This is a genomic window from Anaerotignum faecicola (assembly GCA_024460105.1).
Lineage (GTDB): Bacteria > Bacillota > Clostridia > Lachnospirales > Anaerotignaceae > JANFXS01.
Map to the genome: position 1 here is coordinate 23,925 of JANFXS010000007.1, position 11,498 is coordinate 35,422.

The following is an 11,498-nucleotide window of genomic DNA, read 5'->3' on the forward strand; positions in this document are numbered from 1 at the left end:
TGAATATAAATTATAACATATTATCGGCTGTTTTTGCACACCCTATTAAGGCAAAGAGGTGCTTTATGAAAATTAAAAAAATAATTATAGGTATTGTAACAGGATTTATAAACGGATTATTCGGAAGCGGCGGCGGTACGATAGCCGTTCCGGCATTTCAGAAGCTTTTGGGAATAGAGCCGCACAAAAGCCATGCCACTGTAATTGCCCTTATACTGCCTTTAAGTATTATATCGGCGTTTGTTTATTTAAGAAAAGTAGATATAGAATGGGCCGGGGTGTTGTGGGTCAGCATCGGAGGAATAGCCGGAGGATATATTGGGGCGTCGATTTTAAACAAAATATCTACAAAGTGGCTTCATAGGATCTTTGGAGCGTTTATGATTGCGGCGGCGGTTAGGATGATATTATGACGTATATTTTAATAGGCCTTGTGTCAGGGGTAATAAGCGGAATGGGCATAGGCGGCGGAACAATACTGATACCCGCGCTTTGTTTTATTATGAATTTGGAACAGCAGCAGGCACAGAATATTAACCTTCTGTTTTTTATTCCGACGGCCGTTGTGGCGTTAATTAAACATAAAAAACAGGGCAATATAGATTTTAAAGCAGTTAAACCGGTTATTGTATTTGGTATTGCCGGGGCGGTAGCCGGTTCTCTTATTGCGGTTAATATGGAGGCCGATATTTTAAGAAAAATATTCGGAGGCTTCCTGCTTATAATGGGCATTTGGGAAATTTTTAAGAAAAAATAAGGAGGGTTACAATTGAAAATTGTTGAATTTGAAATGTTTAAAAGAAAGTTTGCCGATGCAAGCGACGACGAAAAAATAACTATGTATTCCACAACGGAAGGACTTACAAAAGATCAATATATGGAGCTATTAAGGAATTTTCCTTTGAATAAATTAAATGAGCTTGAGGAAGCGCTGAAATAAGTAACTTTGCGGCCGTATGCATTATTATGAATGTATACGGCTTTTCTAATCATATTTTGTAAATTTAAGTTGGAAAAAATCATTAATTTGAAAGGTTTATTTGTGGTTTTGTATTGTAATTTTCTTAAATTTATATTACAATGTGGTTACAAGTGGTTGAAAATGGTTGTAAGTGGAGGGAATTGCCTTAGCTTTTTAAATTTGGATGCGCGGTGGTTAAAATGTTCATGGGCGAATACCAGCATAATATTGATGCAAAGGGCAGAGTCATTATTCCTTCCAAATTAAGGGAAAACCTTAGCGGAACTTTTATTGTTACAAGGGGCCTTGACAAGTGCCTTTTTATCTATGATCGAAAACGCTGGGAAGATATAATCGGTAAGCTAAAAGAACTTCCGTGGACCGATCCGGATGTCAGAAGGTTTGCGCGGTTTTTCACCGCCGGGGCTGTTGAATGTTCTTTTGACAGTCAGGGCAGAATATTAATTCCGCAAAATCTCAGAGAGCACGCTATGTTGGACAAACTTATAGTTACAATAGGCGTTGTTGACAGGATAGAAATTTGGAATAAAGCTCTTTGGGACGACTATAATAATGAAGAAAATTTTATAAATAACGGATTTGCAGAAAAAATGGCGGCGCTTGGAATTTAAATGATATGCCGTTTAATGTTTTTATGGATATAGAGCTCTTATTTTTTGGTGTGTGGTTTATATTAAGATTTGAAGCGGTTTTTAATTTACGTAAAAGGACAGTTTAGATAAAGGTTGTGGTTCCGTTGGATTTTAAGCACATTTCAGTGCTGTTGGACGAATGTATAGATGGGCTGAAAATAAAAAAAGACGGCGTATATGTGGATGGGACGCTGGGCGGGGCCGGGCACTCGTATGAAATATGCAGGCGTCTTGACGGCGGGCGGCTTATAGGGATAGATCAGGATATAAATGCTATTAATGCGGCAAAAGAGCGGCTTAGAGAATTTGAAGGTACCGTTACATATATAAATGATAACTTCAGCAATATTAAAAATATATTGGAAAAAGAAGGAATAGTTAAAGCCGACGGGTTCCTTTTGGATATAGGGGTTTCAAGCCACCAGCTTGACGAAGCGGAGCGTGGATTTTCATATATGCATGACGCGCCGCTTGATATGAGAATGGATATAACAAAACCTCTTTCGGCATTTGAAGTTGTGAACGAATACAGCGAAGAGGCTTTGAATGATATTATTTTTAAGTACGGAGAGGAACGCTGGGCAAAACGGATAGCAAAGTTCATAGTGGAAGAAAGGAAAATCAAGCCTATTGAAACAACTTTTGATCTTGTGGACATAATCAAAAAAGCCGTGCCCAAAGGCGCGAGAAAAGACGGGCCACATCCTGCAAAAAGAACTTTTCAGGCCATTAGGATTGAAGTTAACGGAGAATTGGAAATTTTGGAAAGCACGATAGAATGTATGACAGAAATGCTTAATCCGGGAGGAAGACTGTGTATAATAACTTTTCATTCTTTGGAAGACAGAATTGTTAAAAATGCTTTCAGAAAACAGGAGAATCCATGCACATGCCCTCCGCAGTTTCCGGTATGTATATGCGGCATGAAACCGAAGGCAAGAGTTATAACTAGGAAACCTATAATTCCGGGGGATAAGGAATTAAAAGAAAACCATAGGGCAAGAAGCGCAAAACTTAGGATTTTGGAAAGAATATAAAATTAAGAAGAGGGGATTTGTACATGGCGCGCAGTGTTAGATACAGTTATTCGAAAGCGGCTTATAATACAAGCAGTTCTGCATACGCTTTACAGCCAGCCCAACTGCCGGTTTATGACGACGAGAAAGAAAGGAAAAAACGGCTTAGGCTTAAAAAGATCAGGGAAAAGGCCGAGGAAAAAAGGTATAACAGGCAGGTAGCTGTTCACAGGGCAAAACTTATATTTTCAGTTGGGGTTGTAGTAGCCGGAGCTTTTGCATTTGTAAATTCCGAAGCCCAAATAACGCAGCAGACTCGTACTAATAAGGCGCTTAACGAAGAACTTATTATGCTTCAGAATGATAATGCGGCCCTTCAGGCAGAAATATCAGACAAAATTGATTTGGAATACATAAGGACAGAAGCAATTAACCGGCTTAATATGTCGGAGCCTCAGGATTATCAGGTATCATATATAGATGTTCCGAAGCAGAGTTATACGGTTCAGTACGAAATTCATGAGGCGGCAGAAGATAAAGACGATGATTTTTCAATATCAGCATTAATAGATTTGTTTAAACAGTAATTAAATAAAAGCCGCGCCTTATTTATGTTAATTGGCGCGGTTTTTAATTAGAGGTGGAATAATTGCCGAAAAGAAAGAATTTAAATAACCGCAGAAGAAAAAGCGAACTTAGCTCAAAATCAAAAGGGAAATTGTTATTTTTGTTTTTAATGTTTATAATTGCGTTTGCTGGGCTTGGAACAAGAGTTTTTTTCATAAAAGAAGTACATGGCGAAGAATATGAAACAGCGGCAAAGACTCAGCAGGTTAACAGGTATGACAGCGTCATACCGCCAAACAGGGGGGCTATAACAGACAGGAACAATCAAACGTTGGCGGTAAGTACAACTGTTTACAATATAATTCTTGACGTCAGGGTTCTTGTTACATACTCTCAGGAAGAACAGGAAAAGACAATCAAGGCTCTTTCGGAAGCTTTGGAGGGCGTTGAGTATGAAACTTTAAAAGATTATATAACGATAGTCGATCCTGAAAACAATACCCCTAAGCTTGATACAAGCTATAAAATACTTGCAAAAAAGCAGCCAAGGGAAGTAAAGGAAGCTTTGGAAGCGCAGGAACTTAAAGGCGTCGTTTATGAAAAAGACAGTAAAAGAAAATACCCGGGAGATACGCTTGCTTCACATGTTATAGGGTTTGTACGGGATTCTATGTGGGGGCTTGAAAAGGAATACAACAGCTACATGAGCGGGGTTTCAGGAAGGGCGTATATAACTTTTGACGGAGCAAAAGGAGCGGTTGAACATGAAATACCGGCGGAGGATGGATGCACCGTTGTAACAACGCTTGATTATACTATGCAGACATTCGCAGAAGAGGCTGTTGAGAACATGGTTGCGGAGTATAACCCGGAAAATGCCGCCGCTATGATTATGGATCCAAATACGGGCGAGATACTTGCTATGGCCTCGTCGCCGAATTTTAACTTAAATGATCCGGCAAATCCCATTGCGCTTTCTACGGACGAAAGTTTTAAAGAACGCTGGGAAGCAATGACGCCAGATGAGCAGGTTGAATATTTAAATAATACGTGGACTAATTTTAATATAACGTCTACATTTGAACCGGGTTCGATTTACAAGCCTATTGTGGTCGCGGCGGCGCTTGAAGAGGGCGTTATCAGCCCTACCGACACATATTACTGCAGCGGTTCAAAACAGGTTGCCGACAGGACAATCGGATGCCATTTAAGAAGCGGGCACGGAACTCAGACAGTAGAACAGGTTCTTGCTAACAGCTGTAATGTCGGAATGATGGATATAGCGGCTAAAATGGGCGTTGATATGATGTATAAATATCAGAAAGATTTTGGTTTCGGGCAGCTTACCGGAATTGATCTGCCGAGGGAAGAAAGTGCAAAAGCGCTGCTTCATGCAAAAGAAAATATAGGCGTAACCGAACTTGCTACTATGAGTTTCGGTCAGGGATTTAATGCGACGGCTATCCAAGCGCTCAATGCAATGGCAGCGGTTATAAACGGCGGCAGCCTTATGAAACCATATATTGTTTCACAAGTAGTTGACAGGGATGGGAACATAGTTAAAGAGAATAAGCCTGAGGTTGTACGGAAAGTAATTTCAAAAGAAACTTCCGATATTGTAAGGGAGCAGCTTGTTTCCGTTGTTGAAAACGGAACAGGAAAAAAGGCCAGGATAGAAGGATATAAATTCGGCGGAAAAACAGGTACGGCTGAGCAGAATAGGACGGAGCCGCGTGAATATACGGTTTCGTTTATAGGATATCTTCCTGCTGACAACCCGCAGTATATTGCAATTACGCTTATACATAAGCCGGAACATTATCAGGACGGCGTTACAACAGTTGCTCCGGAAATGAAAAGGCTTATGGAAAATATTATTAAGTATAAGTCCATAGAACCTAATTACGAAGTTGAAGGTTCGGGTTCAAATGATGAAAATACTACGACTGTATATGATTATACGGGTTCTTCGCTTCCGGATGTATTAAATGAAATATCGGGGCGTAATTTAGACTATGAAATTGTAGGAACAGGGAACCTTGTTGTTAATCAGGTACCGCACGGCATAACTGAAGTCAGCGAAGGAACGAAAGTTATACTCTATGTGGAAAAAGACGCGAACGAAACAGGAACTATAGCAGTGCCGAACGTAAAAGGCATGAGTTACGGAGAAGCCGTAACGGAAATTGTAGACGCCGGTCTTACGGTTGATGAGGAATCAGGCGAAACTGACGGCGTTGTAGTATCAACGACTCCTTCCATAGGCGTTACCGTTGAAGAGGGAACGAGCGTTATTCTGAAAATGGAGAAAAAAGAAGAACCGGAAGAAACAGGTTGAATTAAGTTGTATTTAAGGCCCTGAAATGTTATGTTTTTAGGGCCTTTTATATTAAGGTTCATATAAAACCACAGCTTAAAATAAAATATATGTAACCAATATTTAATTAGGAGATGTGGTTTTGGATAGAATATCTATAATATTTAAAAGGAAACTCTTATTTTTCCTTGTTATGTTTATATTAGCTTTTGTCGTTTTAATGGCCCGGGTTATATATATACAGACGGCAAAATCCGAAGAACTGCAGGGTATGGCATATGAACAGCAGACAAGGGATAGGCTTATAACGCCAAAAAGAGGAAATATTGAAGACAGAAACGGCGAAGGGATCGCCGTAACGCAGTCTGTTAATGCCGTAAGCGTTATACATGCACAGGTAGAAGACGAAGAGGCAACCGCAAAATATCTTGCGGAAAAACTTGACCTGAATTATGATGACGTTTTAAAGAAAGTTTCTCAAAGAGTTGCTCTTGTAAGGATTAAAACAAAGGTAGATAAAGAAACTGCTCTTGAAATAAGAAACGCCGATATTCCCGGCGTGGTAGTTGACGAGGATGTAAAACGGATTTACCCTTACAGCAGCCTTGCGGCACAGGTTATAGGATTTGTCGGAAAGGATAATCAAGGAATTATAGGCTTGGAGGCGAAGTATGATGAATATCTTAAAGGGGAAATGGGCAAAATTCTTACCCTTACAGATTCGCGCGGCGTTGAAATAAGCGATTATCAGGAAAGGATTGAGCCTGTTAACGGCGGAAACCTTGTAACTACGATTGATTTAACAATCCAGCAGTTTGCCGAACAAACCATTGAAAAAGCGGTTACCGCAAAACAGGCTAAAAGAGGAATTATTATTGTGCTTAATCCGCAAAATGGAGAAATATACGCAATGGCAAATTATCCTTCGTTCGATTTAAATACGCCTTTTGAAATAAATGACGAAGCTTTAGCGGCTCAGTGGGACAGCTTTTCCGCTGAGGAACAGAATAATTATTTAAATAAAATGTGGAGGAATACAGCAATAAACGATACATACGAGCCGGGCAGTACATTTAAGATAGTTACGTCGTCAGCCGGGCTGGAGGAAGGCGCGGTAACGGTTAACGATACGTTTAACTGCAATGGGTATTATATTGCTGGAGACAGGATGATTAAATGCTGGAGATATCCGCGCACTCATGGAAGCCAGACTTTTGCAGAGGGTGTTCAAAACAGCTGCAATCCCGTTTTTATGGCGGTTGCCCAAAGACTTGGGCCGGAAAAATTTTATGAATATATGATTAAATTTGGTTTTGATAAAAAAACAGGGATAGATCTTCCGGGAGAAGCCGTAGGCATAATGCATAAATTAGAAAATGTGGGGCCGGTGGAACTTGCAACAATGAGTTTCGGTCAGAGTTTTCAGATAACGCCTCTTCAGCTTCTTAAAGCGGCAAGCGCGATTGTTAACGGAGGATATTCCATAATGCCGCATTTTGCCAAAGCCATAAAGGATGAAAACGGAAAAATTGTACATCAGTTTGAATTTGAAAAGGGCGAACAGATTATTTCAACGGAAACGTCGGACACAATGAGAGGCATACTTGAGAGCGTTGTTGCCGAAGGAACAGGAAACAAGGCGTATATTCCCGGGTACAGGATTGGAGGAAAGACTGCAACGAGCGAAAAGCTTCCGAGGAGAAGCGGAAAATATATAGCTTCATTTATGGCTTTTGCTCCAAGCGACAATCCGCAGGTTATGGCTCTTGTATTGATAGACGAACCGCAGGGAGTTTATTACGGCGGCACTGTTGCCGGGCCTGTAATGAAAGAACTGTTGAGTAATGTTCTTCCGCATTTGGGAATAGAACCAAACTACAATGAAAAGGAATTAGAGCTTGATGAGGTTAAGACTTCTGTAGTTCCCGATATTGTCGGAATGGAAGTTGCAGAAGCAAAAAAAATTTTAAGCGATATAAATCTTATCTGTGAAATTAAAAGCGAAGGCGAAATAGTTGCTCAACAGTTCCCGAAAGCAGGCGAAACCGTTAATTTAGGCAGTAAAATACTTATTTATGCCGAATAAAAGGTATTTTTATACAAATATGCAGTGGCAAAATATAAAAAATTATAAAGTACAAATGGAAATTTTATGGTATAATTAAACTTTGGATTGGAGGTATACGATAATGAAGCTTACGGCAATTATGGAAGGTATAAAAATGAATTCCATAAAAGGAAATATAAATACCGAAATAAATAAAATAGTTTATGATTCAAGAAAAGTTCAAAAAGGCGACGTTTTTGTATGCATATCGGGATTTAAAACCGACGGGCACAATTATGTGCCTATGGCTGTTGAAAAAGGCGCATGCGCCGTTGTTGCTGAAAGGGAAATTGACGTTCCGGAATATATAACGCTTTTAACGGTTGAAAACACAAGGGCTTCTCTGGCTAAAATGGGCGCTAACTATTATGAAAATCCAAGCAGGAAAATGAATATAATAGGCGTTACCGGAACGAATGGGAAAACGAGCACAACATATATTATAAAAAATATACTTGATAAGCTTGACAGAAAGGTCGGCATTATCGGAACAATAGAAAACAGGATTGGGGATAAAGTTCTCCATACGGAACGCACTACTCCGGAAAGCCTTGAACTTCAGGCGCTGCTTGCGCAAATGGTTGACGAGGGAGTTACCGATGTCGTTATGGAAGTTTCAAGCCATGCGCTTGATCTCCATAGGGTTGACTGCTGCGAATACAATGTAGCCATATTTACAAATTTGACCCAAGACCATTTGGATTACCATAAGACTATGGAAAATTATAAGATTGCAAAGGGAAAACTGCTTGAGCGTACTGACAAATGCGTTATTAATATAGATGACAATTTCGGAGAATATATGAAAAGCGTTTCAAAAGGCAGCGTAATAACAATCGGAATAGAAAACGAAGCTGATTTAAAGGCGGAAAATATACGCATAGACGCCGACGGAGTATATTTCCGGCTTGATTATAAAAACAAAGAATACCCGATACATCTTAATATACCGGGAAAATTCAGTATTTATAATGCTTTGGGATGCATCGGCGCATGTTTGTTTATGGGAATAGATATGGATACTATTATTGACGGAATAAGTTCCATAAAAGGCGTAAAGGGAAGGTTTCAGACGATTAAAGGGCCCTTTGGGGCAAACGCTATTGTGGATTACGCCCACACTCCGGATAGTCTGGAAAATATACTTAATACGGCAAGGGAATTTGTTGCAGGCAGAATAATAACCGTATTCGGCTGCGGGGGAGATAGGGATCGTACAAAACGTCCCATAATGGGCGAAATCGGCGGCAGGCTTTCTGATTTATGTATTATTACAAGCGATAACCCGCGCTCGGAAGATCCGGAAAGGATACTTGACGATATTGAAGAAGGCATTAAGCGTACGTCATGCGAATATAAAAGGGAGGCCGACAGACGAAAAGCTATATTTGAAGCCGTTAACTCTGCTAATAAAGGCGATTTGATAATAGTAGCTGGAAAGGGACACGAAGATTATCAAATATTTCCCGACAGGACAATTCATTTTGATGACGCCGAGGTTGTCAGGGAAGCATTTGGGGAGGACTTTTGATGAAAAGCATCTCTTTAAAAGAAATTTGCAAAGCCGTTGGTGGAAGGTTTCAAAGCGGCGCTGATGAAAATTTTAAAATTGAAAATATCACGACCGATACAAGGGAAGTTGGAGCAAATTCACTTTTTATACCTTTGAGGGGAGAACGGTTTGACGGGCATGATTTTATATTGCAGGCGTTTGAAAAAGGCGCGGCATGTTCGTTAAGCGAGAAAGAAGTTTCGACGGAAAAACCTGTCATACTGGTAGAAAATTCGCTTAAAGCATTGAGAGATTTGGCGGCGTATTATCTAAGTTTGTTTAATATTAAAGTTGTGGCGATAACGGGAAGCGTCGGAAAAACTACTACAAAAGATATGGTCGCCTCTGTGCTTGAAGAAAAATACAAGGTGCTTAAAACGCAGGGAAATTTTAACAATGAAATAGGCTTGCCTAAAACTGTATTCAATATAACTGATGAACATGAAGTAGCCGTTTTGGAAATGGGAATGAATAATTTTGGTGAGATCCATAATCTTTCCGAAATAGCTAAGCCCGACATAGCGGTTATCACTAACGTCGGCGTTGCGCATATAGAAAATCTCGGAAGCCGCGAGGGTGTATTAAAGGCTAAGTGCGAAATATTTGATTTTATGAAAGAAAACGGCGTTGCTGTGCTTAACAGGGACAACGATTTATTAAGGACAATAGACGGAAAGTACAGATTTAAAATATTATGGTTCGGAAATGGCCATGTCGGAGACTTTTATGCATCAAACATTGTTTCTAAAGGCCTTGACGGAATAAGCTGTACAATATATTGCCCGAATGGCGAGTTTGACGCCGAAATAAGCGTCCCCGGCGAACATATGGTATATAATGCGTTAACTGCGGCGGCTGTCGGTTATGAACTCGGCCTTGATACGTTTCAGATAAAGCGCGGCATAGAAAATTTTATACCTACGGCAAGACGAATGGCAATTTCAACTACCGAATACGGCATAACCATTATAAACGATGCATACAATGCCAATCCGGTATCCATGAATGCGGCGATAGACGTGCTTGCAAAAAGCACAGGTAGAAAAGTTGCGGTTTTGGGAGAGATGCTGGAGCTGGGCAAATATTCAAGCGAATTCCATAAGGAAGTAGGGGATTATGCGGCTCAAAAAGGCATAGACCTTGTAATATGTATCGGCGAAACTTTCGCAAAGGCAACATATATGGGCGCAAGCGTAATGGGTGCGGACACATTATATTTTAAAACACAGGAAGAAATGTTTGATAAAGGCCTAAAAGGCATATTTAAAAAAGGCGATACTGTTTTAGTCAAGGCATCTATGAGGATGCATCTTGAAAAAACGGTTGAAAAATTACAAGAGGTGAAATAATTGGGGTTACTTGAATATACCATTTATGCTGTTATAATATCGTTTATATTGGGAGTTATATTTTGTCCTGTGCTTATACCGGTGCTTCATAAGCTTAAATACGGGCAGACAGAACGCGACGACGGGCCGCAAAGCCATTTGAAAAAAAGCGGGACTCCGACAATGGGAGGGATCGCGATACTTGCTGCATTTGCTATTACAAGCCTTTTGTTTATTAAGGGGAATTTTGAAGGAACTGCAGTTTTGGCAGTTACTATAGGGTTTGGCGTAATTGGCTTTATTGACGATTATATTAAGGTTGTAAAAAAGCGTTCTCTCGGGCTTAGGGCATATCAAAAAATAATATTGCAGCTTATAATTGCTGTGGTATTTGGAATATATATATTTAAAAGCGGCGTCGGAACAGATGTCTTAATACCGTTTACGCCGGGAAAAACAATTTCTCTGGGGGTTCTGTATTGGCCGTTTATGGTTGTGGTGCTCCTTGGTACTGTTAATGGGGTTAACCTGACAGACGGACTTGACGGTCTGGCAGGAGGGGTTACGCTTATTGTAGCCGCATTTTTTGCCATTGTATCATGGGCGGCGGGAAGCGGCATAACTGCCATAAGCGGTGCGGCATGCGGAAGTTTATTGGCGTTTTTAATATTTAACGCGTACCCTGCAAAGGTATTTATGGGTGATACGGGCTCGCTTGCATTGGGCGGTTTTGTTGCGGCAAGCGCATTAATACTCAGGATGCCGTTATTCATACTGTTTGTCGGTATAATATATTTGATTGAAAGCCTTTCGGTTATAATTCAGGTTGGTTGGTATAAGAAAACAAAAAAACGTGTATTTAAAATGGCGCCTATCCATCATCATTTTGAACTTTGCGGCTGGAGCGAAACGAAAGTTGTTACAGTATTTTACACAATAACGGCTATTGCTTGCCTTATTGCTTTTTTAGGATGCAAATACATGTTTTAGGAAGAAG

At 40.2% G+C, this 11,498-nt stretch carries 11 protein-coding genes; all 11 read left to right on the plus strand.

Annotated elements, in window-relative coordinates; all coding sequences use genetic code 11:
• Nucleotides 1–65: 65 nt before the first annotated feature.
• Nucleotides 66–413 carry a sulfite exporter TauE/SafE family protein gene (locus tag NE664_11215; protein MCQ4727211.1) on the plus strand — a complete coding sequence of 116 codons (348 nt, stop codon included), beginning with the start codon at nt 66–68 and terminating at the stop codon, nt 411–413.
• The gene (locus tag NE664_11220; protein ID MCQ4727212.1) at nt 410–757 is read left to right on the plus strand and encodes a sulfite exporter TauE/SafE family protein; all 348 of its coding nucleotides are present in this window, start codon (nt 410–412) and stop codon (nt 755–757) included. Before NE664_11215 ends, NE664_11220 begins: the two co-directional genes overlap by 4 nt.
• Before the next feature lie 12 nt (nt 758–769).
• Nucleotides 770–940 (plus strand): hypothetical protein, encoded by a 171-nt coding sequence (locus NE664_11225; GenBank protein ID MCQ4727213.1) that lies wholly within the window; start codon nt 770–772, stop codon nt 938–940.
• A 221-nt stretch (nt 941–1,161) separates the two neighbouring features.
• Complete coding sequence (mraZ, locus tag NE664_11230) at nt 1,162–1,593, plus strand: division/cell wall cluster transcriptional repressor MraZ (protein MCQ4727214.1); 432 nt, start codon at nt 1,162–1,164, stop codon at nt 1,591–1,593.
• Between the two features lie 125 nt (nt 1,594–1,718).
• On the plus strand, nt 1,719–2,651 hold the full coding sequence (gene rsmH / locus NE664_11235) for a 16S rRNA (cytosine(1402)-N(4))-methyltransferase RsmH (GenBank protein MCQ4727215.1): 933 nt from the start codon (nt 1,719–1,721) through the stop codon (nt 2,649–2,651).
• 23 nt (nt 2,652–2,674) lie between these two features.
• Nucleotides 2,675–3,217, plus strand: coding sequence for a septum formation initiator family protein (locus NE664_11240; GenBank protein ID MCQ4727216.1), 543 nt, complete (start codon nt 2,675–2,677; stop codon nt 3,215–3,217).
• 62 nt (nt 3,218–3,279) lie between these two features.
• Nucleotides 3,280–5,535 (plus strand): penicillin-binding transpeptidase domain-containing protein, encoded by a 2,256-nt coding sequence (locus NE664_11245; GenBank protein MCQ4727217.1) that lies wholly within the window; start codon nt 3,280–3,282, stop codon nt 5,533–5,535.
• 172 nt (nt 5,536–5,707) lie between these two features.
• Entirely contained in the window at nt 5,708–7,600 is a 1,893-nt protein-coding gene (locus tag NE664_11250) for a penicillin-binding transpeptidase domain-containing protein (protein MCQ4727218.1), read from the plus strand.
• A gap of 103 nt (nt 7,601–7,703) precedes the next feature.
• On the plus strand, nt 7,704–9,152 hold the full coding sequence (locus NE664_11255; protein MCQ4727219.1) for a UDP-N-acetylmuramoyl-L-alanyl-D-glutamate--2,6-diaminopimelate ligase: 1,449 nt from the start codon (nt 7,704–7,706) through the stop codon (nt 9,150–9,152).
• Nucleotides 9,152–10,522: a UDP-N-acetylmuramoyl-tripeptide--D-alanyl-D-alanine ligase gene (locus NE664_11260; GenBank protein MCQ4727220.1), complete on the plus strand. Its 1,371-nt coding sequence runs from the start codon at nt 9,152–9,154 to the stop codon at nt 10,520–10,522. The genes NE664_11255 and NE664_11260 overlap by 1 nt, the downstream gene beginning before the upstream one ends.
• Entirely contained in the window at nt 10,523–11,491 is a 969-nt protein-coding gene (gene mraY / locus NE664_11265) for a phospho-N-acetylmuramoyl-pentapeptide-transferase (GenBank protein ID MCQ4727221.1), read from the plus strand. It begins immediately after the preceding gene.
• Nucleotides 11,492–11,498 lie beyond the last annotated feature (7 nt).